At 36.7% G+C, this 19557-nt stretch carries 10 protein-coding genes; 3 read left to right on the top strand and 7 right to left on the bottom strand.

Annotated features, from left to right (window positions below):
• Positions 1–83 precede the first annotated feature (83 nt).
• Complete coding sequence (locus AsAng_RS26235) at positions 84–866, bottom strand: hypothetical protein (RefSeq protein ID WP_264790108.1); 783 nt, start codon at positions 864–866, stop codon at positions 84–86.
• Between the two features lie 288 nt (positions 867–1154).
• Positions 1155–5978 carry a T9SS type A sorting domain-containing protein gene (locus AsAng_RS26230; RefSeq protein WP_264790107.1) on the bottom strand — a complete coding sequence of 1608 codons (4824 nt, stop codon included), beginning with the start codon at positions 5976–5978 and terminating at the stop codon, positions 1155–1157.
• Positions 5979–6137: 159 nt separating this feature from the next.
• On the opposite strand from AsAng_RS26230, the gene AsAng_RS26225 reads away from it, so the two are divergent.
• On the top strand, positions 6138–7616 hold the full coding sequence (locus tag AsAng_RS26225) for a tetratricopeptide repeat protein (protein ID WP_264790106.1): 1479 nt from the start codon (positions 6138–6140) through the stop codon (positions 7614–7616).
• A 73-nt stretch (positions 7617–7689) separates the two neighbouring features.
• On the opposite strand, the gene AsAng_RS26220 is transcribed toward AsAng_RS26225, so the two are convergent.
• The 3 genes from AsAng_RS26220 to AsAng_RS26210 all read right to left on the bottom strand — a co-directional run bounded on the left by AsAng_RS26220 (position 7690) and on the right by AsAng_RS26210 (position 14420).
• A complete protein-coding gene (locus AsAng_RS26220) occupies positions 7690–9012 on the bottom strand; it encodes a dihydrolipoamide acetyltransferase family protein (RefSeq protein WP_264790105.1) in 1323 nt (440 codons plus the stop codon).
• A gap of 240 nt (positions 9013–9252) precedes the next feature.
• Positions 9253–11547 carry a TonB-dependent receptor gene (locus AsAng_RS26215; protein ID WP_264790104.1) on the bottom strand — a complete coding sequence of 765 codons (2295 nt, stop codon included), beginning with the start codon at positions 11545–11547 and terminating at the stop codon, positions 9253–9255.
• A gap of 488 nt (positions 11548–12035) precedes the next feature.
• Positions 12036–14420, bottom strand: a complete 2385-nt coding sequence (locus tag AsAng_RS26210) for a TonB-dependent receptor (protein WP_264790103.1) — start codon at positions 14418–14420, stop codon at positions 12036–12038.
• A gap of 846 nt (positions 14421–15266) precedes the next feature.
• Between AsAng_RS26210 and AsAng_RS26205 the strand changes: the two genes are divergently transcribed.
• Positions 15267–15620, top strand: coding sequence for a hypothetical protein (locus tag AsAng_RS26205; protein WP_264790102.1), 354 nt, complete (start codon positions 15267–15269; stop codon positions 15618–15620).
• An 88-nt stretch (positions 15621–15708) separates the two neighbouring features.
• Here AsAng_RS26205 and AsAng_RS26200 read toward each other — a convergent pair whose 3' ends face one another.
• Entirely contained in the window at positions 15709–16962 is a 1254-nt protein-coding gene (locus tag AsAng_RS26200; protein WP_264790101.1) for a CinA family nicotinamide mononucleotide deamidase-related protein, read from the bottom strand.
• A 336-nt stretch (positions 16963–17298) separates the two neighbouring features.
• Between AsAng_RS26200 and AsAng_RS26195 the strand changes: the two genes are divergently transcribed.
• Positions 17299–17886 carry a D-sedoheptulose-7-phosphate isomerase gene (locus tag AsAng_RS26195; RefSeq protein WP_264790100.1) on the top strand — a complete coding sequence of 196 codons (588 nt, stop codon included), beginning with the start codon at positions 17299–17301 and terminating at the stop codon, positions 17884–17886.
• A 185-nt stretch (positions 17887–18071) separates the two neighbouring features.
• Here the strand turns inward: AsAng_RS26195 and AsAng_RS26190 are convergent, their stop codons facing one another.
• Positions 18072–19313 (bottom strand): pyruvate dehydrogenase complex dihydrolipoamide acetyltransferase, encoded by a 1242-nt coding sequence (locus AsAng_RS26190; protein ID WP_264790099.1) that lies wholly within the window; start codon positions 19311–19313, stop codon positions 18072–18074.
• Positions 19314–19557: the final 244 nt, after the last annotated feature.

The following is a 19557-nucleotide window of genomic DNA, read 5'->3' as shown; positions in this document are numbered from 1 at the left end:
TTGCTTAAGGTGCTGTAAAATTGTTTAGAATTTAATACCAATATACAATAAGATTTATAGATAATAAATGTGCTCACTGTATTTTAATTCATGGTGATATTAGCCGACCAAGTCCCATAGGTAACAGTAGCAATCGCATCGCAAGTATTAGGGCCATAATCAACCGTGCGCACAGTTCCCCCGCCTGCTGGTCTAATCTCAACGACCCCTTGTTGCACCCAATTACAACTATTTGCTTTTACAACAGGAGTTGTAATTTCAGCGGTATAGGCATTGCCATTTCTTGTTGTGCCATTGGCCGTACCTGTCAACTGCCAAACATCATCCGCAATATCCAATGGAGTACCTACCCCATCAATCCAAGCATATTCTTTGACGGCATCACGTGTAATAATATCCCCTGTTGGAGTTGTTACTTTTCCATTGGTAACCGTTGATCGGAAGGTAGGATTACCATTTACTTGCCCTAGGTTTTCAATCACATTTGTGCCTTCTACTCGGTATCCATTGACTGAATAATCTGTTGTTGTAATCGTTACTTTAGAACCTGCAGCATTCCAACGATCTGTGTATACTGCTGTAATGGTTCCTGAACGAACTCGACCATCTCCACAGCCCGTACTCCCGTTAAAATCAGCGGTAACCGTGATTGGAAAAGTAGTGCTGCTTAAGGTCAAATTGGCACATGCTCTTAAGTTGTTATTATCATTAGATTCACCACTCATTGCATTATAAATATCGTCAAAAGCTAGATCAGCCATTGTATCGTCGGTAGAATAAGTCCAGTCGGCTGCTTCTTTCTCGCAAGCTGTTGTCAATAATAAACAAGTAGTGATGCTTAGTGCAAAATAGCTTAGTCGTTTCATTTCTTTTTTTTTGAAGATAGGTGTATAATAAAATGGTAGGTTTTGCTTTGGGGCATTCTCTTAGACTCTAAAAGAGGGTCTAAGTTTAATTTTTTATATTATTTCACAAATTCAATACCAAAATAGCCCTCTTATTAACAAAGTATTTTTGTCCTTTTTATTGTCAGTAACACTCCATATATTTTTGATTTTCACACGAAGTAAGGTTTTAATTTAAGACAATAAAAATAAAAAGCGAGTTGATCCTGGGTTGATCAAACTCGCTATAAAACAACTAATCGCTATCTTTTAATGCTGAATCAGCCATTGGCTTTTTAATAAATTTTGATGCTTATCTAAGACTTTTAAAATATATCCTCCTTCAGATAAATTAGGCAGCTTAACTTCCAATATATTTTTTGCTTTGGGCTGCAAATCGTATTCATTCGTCCAAATAAGTTGCCCTAAATTATTGTACAATTCGATTTTTACTTCCTTTAAGTTTGGATTAACCACCCGTATTTTCAGTTCACGATGATGAAGAATAGGATTAGGAAAAATATCTAAACCATATTTGTTGTTTATCCTAACACTCCTTATTGGCGACAAGGTTTCTTTTTGATCTTTATCGAACAGTTTTAGGCGATAATACGAAATGCCCGTATAGGGTTCTCTATCTTTGTAAGCATAATAATTGGCAGCAGTAGCATCAATTGTTGCTAAGTATTCAAAATCAATTCCATCGGTTGAGCGTTCTAATTGATAAAAAAGCGCCTCCTTTGCATCTGCTACCTTCCAAGTCAATTGGACTGATTCATCAACGGATTTAATCGCTTCAAAATTCAGCAATGTCAGTGGTAAAAAAGCTAGTGAAGTAGGTTGTAACATGAAACCAGAAAAAGAATTCACTTCAAATTCTATAGCAAAAATAGCCGAAGTATTTGTAAAAGGATCTGCTGCTATACCCACTAAGGGAATCACAATAAATGGTACAGTCGTAGCAGATCCTACCGTTATGGTGTCGTTAAATTTATACAATATAAGTTCTGTAGCAGGGTCTATATTTTGATCCACAGTTGCGGTCTGAAGAAGATTTAGGTCTGCCTGAGTAAAATACAATCGTACTTTTCCTGAGCCATTTGTAGTGGGGGAAATCTTCCAGTGTCGTGGCAAATAGGGCTGACCATTCCAATATTGAACAGAGGAATCAAAGTTGGTTTCTACATTAACCAACCCCAAGGGCGTCTGGTCTGTTGTTGTCGTTTTATCCAAGATAGATAACATAGGGCGATGCCTTGCATCATCTACAAAATGAGCCCAAACACTATTGTTCGTCAAAACACAGCTCCCCGTACTGTTGACTTCTACCAAGTCATCTACTGGCAATTGAGCAGTTAGGGTACTAATGGGAGCGCCAAAATTTCGCCCACCACAACGCAACGCTGCAATATCTAATTGGTAAGTTGTTGTTGTCATCGGGTGCAACTCCAGATGATAAACAAAGGGAGTCAAGACATTACTATCATTATCCACCACCACAATAGTATCTAAACCTGTCCCTCCCCAAGCATCTGTCCAGCTATAAATAATAGAATAAGGATAGGTGCCTGTCATGCTTATTGGTACATAAATAGTGGTATCCCCTGTGCATAAGTCCACAATAGGATCGTGACTCGTAGTTACTGTTAAAATAGGCGGCATTTCAAAATTCCAAATTCCTATTGCTGTTCCCCCAATATTGTCACTATTTTCTCCTGTTTCAAACTGAAGCATGGCGTGATCGGCTGCCCAAGCGGGAGGGGGACTACTTCCCTTAGTAGCTTCATTGTCCCTTACCTTTATCCAATCTACGCAAAAGGCTTTACCATATTCTTTATGAAAATACCCTTTTTGCCCTGCACTATTAGATTCTATGTTTATAAATTGCCCAGGTCCTACATCTGCAACTTCTATTTGACCATAAGGAGCACTCAAGGTTTGAACGGTATTGGCATGTACATAATAAAAATTACCTCCATGTAAGACTAATGTGTCGATTGTATTATCGGCAAGAAAGCGACCATTGCCTAGTATATCAAGGCGCTGAAAAGTTCCTGTATTGTATAGGATATAGTTACAAGTATTACATAAGACATCTCCCATTATCACATGATGATAAGCTCGATTGCCAGAATGAAATTGCACTCCTTTGGTCAAAATGGTACTTCCCGTTGCACTAGTGGTGCCTCCCAACTGCCTCCAACTTACCCAATAATAACCAACCGTACTGGGCACAGAAGTATTAGGAATAAAAATGTAAGAGTTTTGAAAATCAAAATGCCCTGCATAATGATGATAACCTCCTATTGTTAGTGGATGACCATTTGTTATTAAATCACCGTTCGCATGGATTAAACTACCTCTAGAATGAAAAGAGCTGGTTATATTCCATACTCCTGCAGCATTATCAATAAAGGCAGCAGACCAATTGAGGTAAACACCACGGGTATCTATAATACTAGATGGGCTATCTCCTGTAAAAAAAACCTGCCCAGAATGCGTCCAATTGGTTAAACTATCCTCAAGTATTAAGCTATTAGCAATGTATAAATTTTTATTTCCATCGAGCACTATATTGGCTCTAGAAATAAGCGTATTACAATAGGAAATATCCGCAATAGAACAACCATTGCTCACAACAGATAATGATAAACTATCAAAAACAACGGTATCGGCAATTGTTGGCAAACAAGCATTCATACCTACCAAATCGCTAGGGTTTGTGGTCCAATGTCTTGGATCGTTCCAGTGGCCAACAAAATCAGTGGCATTGGTAGCGCTAGCTCTCCAATAAAACGTAGTGCCAATTCCTGTAGGGAAATCCACATTTGTGTTAGCTCCACCATCTATAGAATGATTAGCAGTAATTAGGCTCCCAACATTATTAAAGCCCCTAATAAAATTATAATCAATGTTCGCATAACCAAAATTAACATGCAACGGATTGACAGAGGCCCAATTAATGGTATTAACACAATCTCCTATTGCGTGTAAGGTATCAGAAGCTATTAATTTGCAATTCCCTGTAAACGAATAACTATGCCCTGCTACCACATGAATATCTCCACTGTATAAAGCCATCGTACCTGTTACAAATATATCTTCGTTATAAATCTCCGCCCCTTCCTTCATTCTCCAATCGCCCTCTATGGTTATCGTTCTAGGACCGTTTCCTGTTGCTTTATAATGTTTGTTCAAAATAACATTAGGCATTCTATAATTGCCATAATAATACCCAGACCAACCGTAAAAATAATTTTGGCTGATGCCATTTTTAGGATCAAATTCATAGGTTGTTGTCCCTTGATAATCCATATTGGTTCCCCCCGAAAAGCTATTTAGCCAAGCATATACATTATGGTAATAACCACTATCTAAAGCCATTATTGAAGCTCTAATTTCTATATTTTCGGCATGAACTCTAGAATAGGCATTTCCTTGTAAAAAATAACTGGTTAAATCATCTGCTAACTGGTAATAAGAATGGGAAGCAATATGCATTGTAGCAAGAATAGCTGTTCCATTGGTTACAATAGTATCTGGGTCCTTACCATAAAAATACCAGAGGTGATTCGATAAACTAGAGGTACCAATGCTTCTCATGTTACTGCTTAACCTCAGAGAACCAAATGTTTTTAAATCCGCTCGGAGGTATAAACTAGCATTGTTTTTTACTTGATCATCCCAATACATATCATGACAATAAGCCACTGAATCAATAAGAACTGTAGAATCCCCATTGCTAAAAGAAAGGCTGTCAAAGTATACCTGATCAATAGGAGTTGGCAAGCAAGAAGAGGTGTTCGGTAAAAAGGTGCTTCCATCCCAAATTTCCCAATTGTTAGGATTGGACCAAAGACTATCTGTAGTGGCTCTAAAATACATCTCTCTTCCTCCTGACGTTATGAATTGCCAATTGAGAGAATTCCCCCCTGCATCTACGCCATTGGTAATGGTATAAGTCCTATTGTTAGAGGTATCACAATCAATGCCTTGTAATATCGCCTTATCAAGATTAAGTGTAGCGTTGATTGATTTTTTTATTAACTTTTGCGTACCAGAAGGATTGGCAACCTTTTGTATAGGAACATATTTATCACATTCATTGGGCATAAAAACATGCTCAACAGTTATCCAATTGTTTCCATAAAAAAATTCTACCAAGGGGCTTGTTCCACCGATATGCCAGTTGTCTATTTGGGGTTGTGCACTGCTATAAAACTGAATATAATCATAACTATAAAGGTGCTTAATTTTAGGGCTAGTGCTTCTAAATCGAGAATAATAAGTACTAATGGTATCGTATTGAAAATTATTCCCTAATAACAATGCCCAATACGTTCCTCCCTTTATGCAGTGGATATGAGAACTGTCCAAATCAAAGGTATGAAACTTAGCACTGCTAGATCCAACCCACCAACCTCGATATAAGGTTACCGTGGTGTTTTTTAAGTTGATTCCCAATGAGCTATCTGGTACATTAGAAGTTCTACCTAAATTGATAGAATTGATCGTCATATTATAGCCATTGGCATTTAAATATCCCCTATTGAGCTGAATACCGCTATAAACACTAAGGCTTCTATCTGCCATAATAAATTCACTCATCAGTCGAAACTCTGTACTATCCGCCCCTTCAAAATAAATTTGAGTACCTTGTTCATGCTTTTTAGTATCAATAAACGCTAAGCCTTCTGTCGCTCTAAAGTGTAACGGTCCCCAATGGTTCCAAATCATATTTGTTGCCAAAACTATAGACCCATAAATATCCAAATTCACAGCAGTAGCTCCAACTATAGTAGGTTGATTGGTGGTAGAAATAGCGTCATCCCAAACCATATCCCGACAATTGGCATTGGTGTTAATTGTAATAACTGCTCCTGAAGTTGTAAATGCTGCTGCCGAAAAATATACGTTATCAGTAGATACAGGAGCTTGGATTGCCGTTGTTCCACTATTATAACTGTATAACCACCACATCGCAGGGTCGTTGTAATCCCCTGTTCCTCCTTTCCAATAGTAATCTGTTGCCTGTGCAGTAAATCCTCCCAAAATACTCGTTAATAAAACTACCAGTGTAAATGATCTTATCATGGATGCTTTTTTACAATCATATTAAACAAAACAATAATTGGTAAAAACCAAGTATTGCAATATAATAAATCAGCAAACCAAAAAAATGGTGTTTTTTTTCTAACTTAGTAAAATCCAGCGCTACGAAAACACAAATACCTCGCTAAAAATCAACAACTTATGAGCTTAAGAATTACAACACTCAAGCTATTTAAGCTTATTAAGACTCTGAAAAAGGAAGAGAAACGTTATTTTAAGCTTTTTACAAAAAACAACCGCTATAAACAAGGCAAGTATCTTGAGATTTTTGAAGTACTCAACAAACAGGATAACTTAGACCTCGATCGTTATAAAAAACAGCTCCAACACATTAAGCAACTTAGTTCGTTGCAATCCTATCTATATGAACAAATTTTGCAAAGTCTCCAAACACAGTATACCAGTAGTAATATTGAACGCCAAATTATGGATGGATTGATTCGAATTGAATTATTATTTGAACGCCATTTAATGGAAGAGGCCAACGCACTTGTTAGTAAAATCGAAAAACTAGCCACCGACTACGATAAACCACTCTTTTTGCCCCTTATTTATATGTGGTGGTTCAAGATCGAAAACAGCTTTTTGAGATACAAAGATACTTCTTCTAAACAGTTTGGGGAGTATAAAGACAAGGCTCGCAAGATCATGGCAGTGTTAACCGATTATATTCAATATTATACTGCTGTCTCCGAAGGCGTTTTTCTAAAACAATATGAATCTAGCCGAACACTGTTACCAGCCTTAGAACAACTCGAACAAGCAATAGATAGCTATGTTCCACAACATCCTGAAAGTATTCCTGTAAAAATCATTTATCTCCAATTAAAAGCTTTTTTTGCTTCTGTTAAGTACAATTACAGCGATGCCTATTCTTATTGGTCTCAACTGGATCAATTCTTAGCAACAATGTCTCCTCAATTGCTCGAACATTATCAGTATCTGTATTACGATGTCATCCATTCCTGTGCTTATAATGGCTCCTTTGTTGCTCCTAAAACAGAAATTCCAAGTTTGCTACAAAAATTAGCAACCATTCCCAATAGTAATAGTGCCACTCAATTTATTGTGGTTAAACATAAATTAATGCTCAAAATGGGGCAATATCAAAACGCACTAGATTATGTCAACCAGGCTACTCTTGACTTTAGCTACTTACCCCTAAATTATAAATTCACCTTTCATTATAATCTAGGAGTCAACTATTTTATAATTCGGCAGTATGATGAAGCCTTAAATGCCTTTGATGTTATTTTAGAAGAAAAATCCACACAAGTCCCTCATATACGAGTAGCCGCATTTATTCTCAAAATAATTACCTTTTATGAAAAGGACGAGTATTTGGTTTTGCCTTATTTGTTATCAACCATACAACGACAATTAAAATCCGCAGGCATTTTATTTCAGTTTGAGCAATTGTTCTTAAAGTTTATAAAAAAAATTATTCGGCATCCCAAAAGTGATCGAGCGGCATTATTCATCAAGTTTAAAGAACAATATCTAGAATTTATCGATCAGATAGAGCATTCTGAGCAAAAGGAGTTTTTAGTATTTTTTAACTATCAAGGATGGATTGATTCACACATTACCAATCAAAAGTTTGCCAATCCCTTTACCTAGGGAGTATCAAAAAGAAACCCCATAATCGTTGGCTAACAATTATGGGGCATCTAATATGCGTAAGTTTTATACTTTAGATTGTTCTTTTGTCGTCAAAGTTCTCTAAATAATCTGCAACACGGCGCAAGAAAGAACCACCCAACATACCATCCACTACTCTGTGGTCATAAGATAATGACAAGAACATCATGTGGCGAATTGCAATAACATCGCCATGCTCTGTTTCTAATACAGCAGGTTTCTTACGAATAGCCCCTGCCGCCATAATAGCCACCTGAGGTTGGTTGATAATTGGAGTTCCCATTACATTACCAAAAGTTCCTACATTGGTCAAGGTAAACGTTCCTCCTTGAATTTCATCTGGACGCAATTGGTTATTTCTAGCACGGTTGGCCAAATCATTTACGTTTTTGGCTAATCCAACCATGTTTAGCATAGCAGCATTTTTGATAACAGGAACAATTAAGTTACCACTAGGCAAAGCTGCTGCCATTCCAATATTAATATCTTTATAACGAACAATTTCATCGCCATCTACAGCAACGTTAATCATTGGGTAATCCTGGATAGCCTTGACAATTGCCTCAACAAAAATTGGTGTAAAGGTAATTTTTTCGCCATGACGCTCTTGGAATTCCTTTTTAACTCTATTTCTCCAGTTTACCAATTCGGTAACATCTGCCTCTACAAACGAAGTTACATGAGGAGAAACATGCTTAGACATGACCATGTGGTCGGCAATTAATTTGCGCATTCTGTCCATCTCAATGATTTCTACATTCCCACTTCTACTAACAGGAGGAGTTTTGAATTGAGGCACAGCAGTTGTATGCTTAGCAGGAGCAGCAGCTACTGGTTTTTGAGCAACAGGTTGTGCAACAGGAGCATTCCCTCTATTCCCCAAATAAGCCAACATATCACTTTTAGTTACCCTATTATCTTTTCCAGTTCCTGTTATGGTTTCTAATTCTGCCAAACTAATTCCCTCTTCCTTGGCGATACTCTTAACCAAAGGAGAGTAAAAACGATTAGAAGAAGAAGTGTCTAAGGCTACAGCAGCAGGCATTTCGCCATTTGTTGACGCTACAGTAGATGGTTTACTTTCTGTTTTTTTAGTTTCAGCTACTGCTGGAGAAGCTTGAACCTCCGCAGCGCTATCGGTTTCAATCAATGCAATAGCGGTACCTATTGCAACCGTATCGCCCTCTTGGAATAGGATCTCTGCTAATTTGCCTTCTACAGGAGAAGGAACCTCAGTATCCACTTTATCGGTTGCAATCACCACTACATTTTCATCCATCTCAATTGTATCGCCAACCTGCTTCTCCCAAGTAAGAATGGTTGCCTCCATCACACTTTCGCCCAGTTTGGGCATAATAAGCTCGACTTTTGCCATTGTGCTAAATATTTGGTGTAAGAATCCTAATTCAAGCGCAAAAGTACAAAAATTCACGAATTATTGCTAAGAAATCTTATGCTTTTATAGTAATTTAATAAAAATAAAAAGTGTTTTTAGATTTTTTCAAAACCTAGAAACGCCAAATTATCGTACAATTCAGCTAATAGCAAATGCTCAAAACAGAATAAAATTTCGTCAGTTTATTCTAAAAAACAAGCCACCCATCAAGAATAGAGCTTAAAAATAAATCTGATAAAATAGATTTGGAACAAAACCAAACTGTTGTGTCGTCACAATTTGCTCTGTGTTAGGATTGTATTTTACCTCAAAATCATTCTTAAATAAGGCTACGTTCTGAATTACAACATAGATATGATGTGAAATGCGCTTCTTTCTGTGGTTAAAACGAGCACCAATCCGTACATCTATTCTTTTATAAAAACCTAAACGCTTGCTATAAGCTTGATCTTCCAACAAGACCTCTCTACCTGCAAGCCTAGAAGCTTCTAAATCAATGGGCGTATAAGGCAACCCACCGTGCAAATGAAATCGACAATCGCCATAGATAAGATTACGCTTCTTTTTTCCAACCTTAAATTCCTTTCCCATTACCAAAGAAGTAACATATTGAGCATCAAAAGCACTGCTACGCCAAACTTGATCACTCCCATGATACAAGGCTCGTTGGTAAGCAAGAGATAATAAACCATACAAGCCTTTATTATAGAATTTCTCTAACGAAAACTCAACCCCATAATTAAATCCTCTTCCCTTGTTTTCCAACCCCGTAGAATCTGGATATACCGCAAAATTACCATAATTAGCAATAGAAAAGCTGCTGTTTCGCTTCTGAACCGCAAGGTCTGTATTATACATAGCATAGGCATTGGCTCTAATCCCCCAATATCTTGCTAAAGATGTATTATAAGACAACACAACTTGATGGCTGCGATTCATCCCCAACGCTCTATTGCTAGTATCATAATTCCCATCGGCTTGTTTTTTTACTAAGAAAGAAATCGCAAAGGATTGAATTTTGCTGTGCCAACCATAGCCCAAACTAAGCCTATGCTGTTTCCCGATCCGCCAATCTAAAGCGAGCCTAGGCTCTAATGCCCAAGAATTTTTATTGAGGCTCCAATACATTCCTTGCAAACCTAGCACAACACTAAAAGCTTTTGAAAAAGCATATCGAGTTTCTAAAAATCCTCCTGTTAGTATTTGCACTTCATTTGCCACAGAATACAATTGGTTTCTTCTAAGCCAAGCTCCATTTGCCGCAATAAAATGAACATAGGCATGAATCCCTCCTCTAAGGAAAAATTTAGTATTAATTTTTTTGTTCAAAATACTAGATAGCCCAATTCGATGCCGAAGGTTGTGCATGGTAAAATAAGGCAAAAAGGTATCTTGCACGATGGTATCGCCATCTATTTTATAATCCTCCACCAAATAAGATAAGGTGCTTTTTAAGGAAATATCATGCTCAAAATACTTTAAGTGATTGAGACCAATCAAGCCTAAATTTGCTGTAACATAAAAATCGGTTCCATCATTAACAAAGGCATCTTCTCCTGTATCATCATTTAATATAGCGGCGTTAGAGAGCCCTCCTATCCCAAAAAGAGAAAAATGCCCAGCTCGCTTAGTTGGAAGGTCAATCTTAAAATTTAAATCATAGTATCTAGGTCTTACATTTGTACCAAGGTTAATGCCTATATTTTGTAATATATCAAAGATTCCTGCTCGAACTGCCACAGCAAAAGAAGCTCCTTTTTTCTTAAAGGGACCTTCTGCTATAAATTCAGCTCCATAAGCACTAAGCAAAGCCGAAAACTCATAGCGTTGGTTATTACCCTTGCGCATATTAATGTCAAACATTCCTGCATAAACATTATTGTATTGTGCTGTGAATGCTCCATTGATAAAATCAGAAGAATTTAGTAAATTGTTATTCAACAAAGGAAATATAGACCCTGTATTGCCCATGGTAGCAAAATGATGAGGATTCTCAATGGGTACTCCCTCTACCATCCATTGAATGCCGTAAGGGCTGTTTCCTCTTGAAACAATATAACTCTGAGCATCGTCGGTATTCAACAAACCTGGATAATTGGTTACGGCTCGTGCTGGTCCTCCAAAACCAGTGATATAACGGTTGGTTTCTTCAATATTAAATGGTCTTGCACTAACTACATTCATCTCATCAATCGTCATCATTTTAGTATTTCGAAACCGCCCTTTTTGGGTAGATTCTATCGTAGCAATATCCATGGTAAATTCCTCTTCCATTTTTATCTTGATAACGGATTGTTTCCCAACCATTACCAGTTCGGAATGTACCACATCGTAATAACCATCTGCATCCACCCTAATCCGTTGGTAGCCTACAGGAACATTCAGTAGTTCAAATGAACCATTATTACCTGAAATAGCAGCCACTCGTGGTGTATAATTCAACAACTCCACAACAACATTCGAAATCGCCTTTCCTGTTCCTCGGTCAACAACTTCCCCTCGCAGCGTTTGCAATTTTACAGTTGAATTTTGAGCAAAAAGAGAGCACGAAAAAAGAAAACAAATTATTATTACCAATAATCTCACCTTGTTATGTGTTTTTAAGTTTATAAAGTGTTTTTCTGTTTTTGAGTTTGCTCATCTGCAACAGGTTAAATAAGTACAATGCATAGCATGATGCTATTACCATTTAACTAGTAATTTGTTCTAGAACCAAATTTGTCTTAATGAAAAAGATGAGGGAGGGGGGATTGGTATTATTAACATTAAATACACTATAATTTAGCAGCTGCTCCCTTTCCACAAAGGGGGAAAATAATAGATACTTAACTAATGTTAAATTAGTTAAAAAAACATAAAAAAGCAAATAAAAAAGTGTTTTTAGATCCTTAGAGATCTAAAAACACCAAATCATCATATATTTCAGCAAAAAATACCTACACAAAACAAAATAATATTTTGCTGATATTTTATTTCAAGATATAATAATCAAGCCTCCCCTTTTAAAAGAAAACTTGGTAAAATAAATTCGGAACAAAACCAAACTGCTGTGTGGTCACAATTTGTTCGGTAGCAGGATTGTATTTTACTTCAAAATCGTTTTTAAATAAGGCTACATTCTGAATCACAACATAAACATGATGTGAAACTCGTTTTCTTCTATGGTTAAAGCGTGCGCCAATTCGAACATCAATTCTTTTATAAATCCCCAAACGTTTACTATAAGCCTGATCTTCTAACAAAATTTCTCTGCCTGCCAACTTAGAAGCTTCTAAATCAATGGGAGTATAAGGCAAACCGCCATGCAAATTAAAGCGGCAATCACCATAAATAACATTTCTTTTCTTTTTCCCTATCTTAAATTCCTTTCCCATTACCAAAGAAGTAACATATTGAGCATCAAAGGCACTATTGCGCCAAACCTCATCACTTCCTTGATACAAAGCCCGTTGATAAGCAGCAGACAACAAACCATACAAGCCCTTGTTAAAGAATTTTTCAAGCGAGAATTCAACCCCATAATTGACCGATTTCCCTTTGCTTTCTAAACCTGTAGAATCTGGATATACCGCAAAATTACCATAATTGGCAATAGAAAAACTACTATTTCTTTTTTGAACGGCAATATCTGTATTATACATAACATAGGCATTGGCTTTAATTCCCCAATATTTAGCCAAGTAAGCATCATAAGATAAAGCCAGTTGATGGCTACGATTTAGCCCCAATTCTCTATTACTATTGTCATAACTTCCATCTGCTTGTTTTTTGACCAAGAAAGAAACTGCAAAAGATTGAATTTTACTGTGCCAACCATAGCCCAGACTAAGCCTATGTCGCCTTCCCAATCGCCAATCTAAAGCCACTCTAGGTTCTAATGCCCAAGAATTCTCATTCAGGCTCCAATACATACCTTGTAGCCCCAGAACAAAAGCAAAAGAACTAGAAATTTTGTATCTTGTTTCGACAAAACCACCTGCCAAAACTTGAATGTCATTCGCTAAAGAATGAAGTTCATTCCTCCTACGCCATTCTCCCTTTGCTGCGATAAAATGAACATAGGCATTTACCCCTGCTCTAAAGAAAAGTTTGGTGCTAAACTTCTTATTAAAAATGCTTGACAGTCCTACTCGTTGCCTTAAGTTGTGCATCGTAAAATAAGGCAATAGCGTATCTGGAAAAATTGTATCTCGATGTAATTTGTAATCCTCAATTAAATACGACAAGGTTGTTTTTAAAGAAATGTCGTTCTCAAAAAATTTCGAGTGATTAAAACCTACTAAACCAAACCCCGTATTGATATAAAAATTAATCCCTGCATTCGCAAAAGCATCGTCTTCAGTAGCTCCATGATCTAAAACCGCTAAGTCAGAAATTCCCCCTACACCAAAGAAAGAAAAATGCCCTGCATCCTTAGTTGGAATATCAATCTTAAAGTTTAAATCATAATACCTAGGAGCCGCATTTGTTCCTAAACTCATTCCTAATTTCTGTAGTACATCAAAAATTCCTGCTCGTGCAGCTACCGCAAAAGAAGCCCCTTTTTTCTTAAAAGGTCCCTCAGCAATAAGTTCAGCTCCATAAACACTTAATTGTGCCGAAAATTCATGCCGCTCATTATTTCCTTTTCGCATATTGATGTCAAACATTCCCGCATATACATTGTTGTACTGTGCCGCAAAAGCTCCGTTGATAAAATCAGAAGAGGCTAATAAGTTGTTATTCAACAAAGGAAACAAAGCCCCTGTATTGCCCATGGTCGCAAAGTGATGAGGGTTCTCGATCGGCACTCCCTCTACCATCCACTGAATACCATAAGGGCTATTCCCTCTCGAAACAATATAATTCTGGGCATCATCGGTATTTAATAAGCCAGGATAGTTCGTTACGGCTCGTGCTGGACCACCAAAACCAGTGATATAACGGTTGGTTTCTTCAATATTAAATGGTCTTGCACTAACCACATTCATCTCATCAATGGTCATCATTTTAGTATTCCTAAATCGCCCTCGTTCTGTTGTTTCAATCGTTGCAATATCCATGGTAAACTCTTCTTCCATTTTTATCTTGATAACAGATTGTTTTCCTGCTATAACCAACTCAGAGTGTACTACATCATAATAACCATAACCATTCACCCGAATTCTCTGATACCCAACTGGAACATTCTCTAATTCAAAGGCTCCATCTTCTTTGGAAATAGCAGCAATTCTTGGCGTATGATTTAAAAGTTCTACCAATACATTGGGAATGCCTTTGCCTGTAACTCGGTCAATTACTTCTCCCCGTAGAGTCTGTAATTTAACTTCGTTATCTTGAGCTGTATTCCCTCCAATAAAAACAAAAAAACTTATTAGTGTAACGATTAGTGTTTTGTAATTCTCCATCCTTGTATTAAATTAATTAAAACGTATCGACTGTGCAAAATAGACTCACCTCAGAAACCTTATTTCATATTTTTTGATCATTTCTCAGCTATAAACAATGGGGAGCGTAACAGAATTTTTGATTTGTTCTTTAATTTCTAAACTGTAACTTATTGAGGAACATTACAAGAGGGATAGATTTGATTTTCTACCTATAAAAGGTAAACAAATACATTGTTTCTGCACTAATGTTTATTGAGTTAATTTAGATAAAATATCACTTAGATACAAACAAATGTTCTAAAAATCACATTGAATATTACAAGATATTAAAACAATAAAAAACCTTTTACAAAAAGAGCGCTTCAGAATAGAAATTTTCTTTTTATAAAAGGTTTTTTATAGCCATTTCATCCCTCCTTTTAATCATAAATAACATGGTTAAAAAACATGGATATTGCCTACAGGTTAGATTATTGATTTTAAGAAGTTGTTTAAGAACTGGAAATCAGCGAAGCTAAAGCTAATTTCTAGCTACTCTGCGTTAAAAATTTGCTCCATAGCGCTGCTATGAAGAAAATATGCTTAACGATTATAGCTCTAGCTATAAGCCTGCGCAGTTCGCTATGCTCATGCCTTGTTTATCTAAAAATTTAGCTTCGCTGCTCCTTCGGGGTGTACTCATTATACTTACGTGAGTTCGCCATAGGCTCAGTTCAACAAAACTCCATTTTTAAACAACTTCTAAACCAAATTTTGAAGCTGTATCTGCCAGCAAAACAAATAATTATTTGTTTTTATTTAAAAAAAAACTATCTTTATTAAGATTGAACAAATATTAAACAACCTAAACAAAATCGATAATTTATGTTCACATTACCAAAGATTACACTTACTTCTCTCTTTGTTTTAATCCTAACTTTTGGCATTAATATGCAAGCCAATGCACAAACTACTACATGGCTTTACGATGCTGCCGATAATAGTGGTCGTGCACTAAAGATACTTGAAAAGTCAGATGGTTCATTAACGGCTTATTTTTGGCAACTAAATAGTAAACAATGGACCAAAGCAGAAATTTTACACGAAGGCAACAACTATCTAAGAGTAAAATCTGTCGCTTCAGGAAAAACCTATGAACTAAAAGTTTCTGATGATGCCCAGAAGGTTGAACGAATTGATGCAACTGGAAAAATACTTGTCCACTGGCTTAGGAAATAATGATTTCTATTAATTTACTAATGCAATAAAAAAACGGTTCAGACTTTATCTGAACCGTTTTTTTATTGCTTGGTTTTACGTCTTCAATTTAAGATAAGTCATTGAGCAAAAATCGACGCAATAGATTTAGCGCAATAGTTGTTGTACGTTCTATATTTTGTAAGCGATCTTTCCCCAATTGTAATTTTTTGGTGTAGATTTTTTCATTTTCAGTAACCGCAATCCATATTGTTCCTACTGGTTTTTCGGGGCTTCCTCCCGTAGGGCCAGCAATCCCAGATACAGCAATAGAACAATTTACATTCAACAACTTCTGCGTTCCTCTTGCCATCTCTATTACTGTTTGTTCGCTTACTGCGCCATGTTCTTCCAAGGTTGTGGTGTGCACTCCCAATAAGTCTTGTTTGATCGCATTAGAGTAAGCAATAACACTACTTTCATAATAGGCAGAACACCCTGCAACAGAAGTAATCTTGTGCGCAATATTACCGCCTGTACAACTCTCTGCGGTTCCTAGGTTGTAACCTCTTTTTAATAACATTTGACCAACAACCCCTTCTAAGGTATCCTTTCCTTCTCCAAAAATCAAAGACCCCAAAATAGGAGGCAGTTTACGAATATAATGATCTAATTGGGTCTCCAAAACTATTGCATCCTCTCCATAAGCACTCAACCGCAAGCGCACCATCCCAATCATAGAATTGGGCAAATAAGCTAACTTAATATTGGACGGTAATTTTTGTTCAAAATCCTCTAACATCTCAGCTAGATCCGTTTCTCCCTTTCCAGTAACATTAAGCGTCTGGTGGATGATCGTCGGAAACTCCAACTGCATTTTTAAATTGGGCAATACCTCATAAGTCATCAAGTATTTTACTTCGCGTGGAACTCCAGGCATGGCAACAACAATACTTCCATTTTTTTCGAACCACATTCCCGAAGCTGTTCCTGCTTTGTTGATCATAATTTTTGCCCCCACTGGCATTTCTGCCTGAACTTGATATCGATCATCTACTACTTTTCCATATTGTGCAAACAATTGTTGCATATTACTAAAAGTAGGTTCATGAAAAGCCATCTCCATTTCAAAGTAATGAGCAAGTGCTTTTTTGGTGATGTCATCTTTTGTCGGTCCTAGCCCCCCAGTTATAAAAATAAGTTTAGAGTTTAATAGGGCTATGTCTAATGCCTCCTTTATCGCCTTTTCTGTATCCGCAATTGCTAAAACACGATCCACAGCAATGCCACTTTGGTTCAATTTCTCAGCCATCCAAGTAGCATTGGTATTAACGATTTGCCCTATCAATATTTCATCTCCTATATTTATTATTGTTGCTTTCATCTAATCTTGTTATATTTTAATATTCTTTTTTTTAAATTTTCTATTTCCCATGTTTGAAGCTGTTTAACAAAAAAACGAACCAACCAAGTTACATAGGAATTCTAATTATTGCTAAATCTTTTAGCTTTTTATCCTGTTTGATCAAAAAACTCATAATCTATGGACGAATAATTTAGCGAATAAGTTGCCACATTTGAACTTTTAGAATGATTTTATCGTCTTATCTTTATTGCTGGCATTGGATGAATAACAGAATTCTTTCTTGAAATTCGTAGAAAAATAGGTTATCCCTAATGTTTCTTGTATTCTTGTAACAAACCAATATAGACAATAGCAATGAATGATCTGAACAAAATAAAAAACATACTAAAAGCCTCCATTCTCGTCAAGCAACAATTGCTCCAACAAGAAGAGATTAGTATCACAATACAGCAGGCAGTTCTAGATATTGTCCATTGTTTTCAAACAGATGGCAAAGTGCTTTTTTGTGGCAATGGTGGAAGTGCTGCTGATGCCCAACACTTAGCCGCAGAATTTTCTGGTCGATTTTATTACAATCGAGCACCATTGTTTGCAGAAGCCCTACATGTAAATGGGTCTTATTTAACTGCTGTAGCCAATGACTATTCTTTTAATGAAATTTATGCTCGAATAGTTCAAGCCAAGGGAAGAAAAGGAGATGTTTTAGTTGCTATTTCAACTTCTGGTAATTCGCCTAATGTAATTAAAGCATTAGAACAGGCAAAAAAACAAGGGATGACGACCATTGGGCTAACGGGGCAAGATGGAGGCTTAATGACCAACAATTGTGACCTTTTATTTCGGGTACCTTCTTCTGATACGCCCAGAATACAAGAATGTCATATCTTAATTGGTCACACCATCTGTGAACTAGTCGAAGATCTAATTTTTAAGCCTAAATAATATTCCATTATCTAAAATTCATTGAGCTTGCTAAAAAGATTTCAGCACTTTGACAATGGTAAGTAACTGTTTTTGAGCTAGAATAACTAAAACCTCACTGTTTGCGCTAAAAAAAAGAGCATTATCACTAAATAGCAATAATCCTCTTTCTTTATTTTTAGTACGCTATAATCACCTAAATTTAATTAGATAATCAAACGCATTGGTTCTTCTAAAATTGACTTTAAGGTCTGCAAGAATTTAGCACCAGAAGCACCATCAACAACACGATGATCACAAGACAAGGTCACCTTCATGAAGTGAGACTCTTTTACTTCGCCATCAACCATCACCAATCTAGGATTAATAGCCCCTACTGCCAAAATGCAAGCATCAGGAGAGTTGATAATCGCCGTAAATTCATCAATCCCAAACATTCCTAAATTAGAAATGGTAAAGGTATTGCCCGACATTTCATCTGGCGTTAGTTTACGATCTCTTGCCTTACCTGCTAATTCACGAATTTCAGTTGCAATTTGAGACAAAGCTTTGGTATCAGCATTACGTACAACAGGAACAACAAGCCCTTCATCAATAGCGACAGCTACTCCCATGTTGACATAATTATAATAACGAATCTTATCGCCTAACCAAGAAGCATTGATGCTCTTGTGTTCCTTAAGTGCTTTGGCGGTTGCCTTCACCACAAAGTCATTAAATGAAATTTTGGTTTCTGTCAACTCCTTCACTTGTTTGCGAGTAGCCATCAATTTATCCATGCAAATTTCCATTGTTAGATAGAAATGAGGTGCAGAGAATTTGCTTTCGCCCAATCTACGAGCAATGACCTTACGCATTTGACTAACAGGAACATCTTCATAGTCACCTTCTGGTTCAGGAGCGGCAACAGGTTGCTGAATAACAATTGGAGTCGCTTTAGCAGGTTGTTTGAGATACTCTTCTATATCTCGTTTTACGATACGACCATCATCACCCGACCCTGTCAATTGACTAAGATCAATGCCTTCTTCTTTTGCCATCGCTTTCGCCAATGGAGAAGCTTTAATCCTGCCGTTGGCAGAACTAGTAGCTGTTGTTTCTTCTTTTAGTGGAGCTGAAACTACCTCTAACACTTCTTTCGAAGGTGCTTCAATCGTTTCTTCTGGAGCGGCATCATTCCCTGCACTTAGCAAGGCTTGATAATCTTCTCCTTCCTCTCCAATGACTGCAATAACTGCATCAACAGGAACTGCATTTCCTTCCTCTACGCCAATGTACAATAATACACCATCATAGAAGCTTTGGAATTCCATAACTGCTTTGTCTGTTTCGATCTCGGCTAATAATTCGCCTGATTCTACAGCCTCGCCGACTTTTTTGTGCCATGCCACTAGTGTCCCTTCTTCCATGGTATCACTAAGTGCGGGCATATGTACCACATTTGCCATTATAGTTGTCTTTTTCGGTAGTTTTTAGATATTTTTATAATCTTTGGATAAAGATAACAATGATTCTTTAATGTTGTAAAATTGAATAACTTTATTTGATCTTATATAGAATTTATAGTTAGATTCTATCGTTACTTATTCACCAATACTAAAATATTAATTCTCTCTAAATTTACAAAAAGGTAGTCTGATTATAATACTCCGTTGAAAAATCGCATTCGATTATTACATGAGTGCTACGCAG

It is taken from the genome of Aureispira anguillae (assembly GCF_026000115.1).
GTDB classification, from domain to species: domain Bacteria; phylum Bacteroidota; class Bacteroidia; order Chitinophagales; family Saprospiraceae; genus Aureispira; species Aureispira anguillae.
Note: the sequence above shows the minus strand (reverse complement) of the source record. Positions and strands in the feature narration are given on the sequence as shown.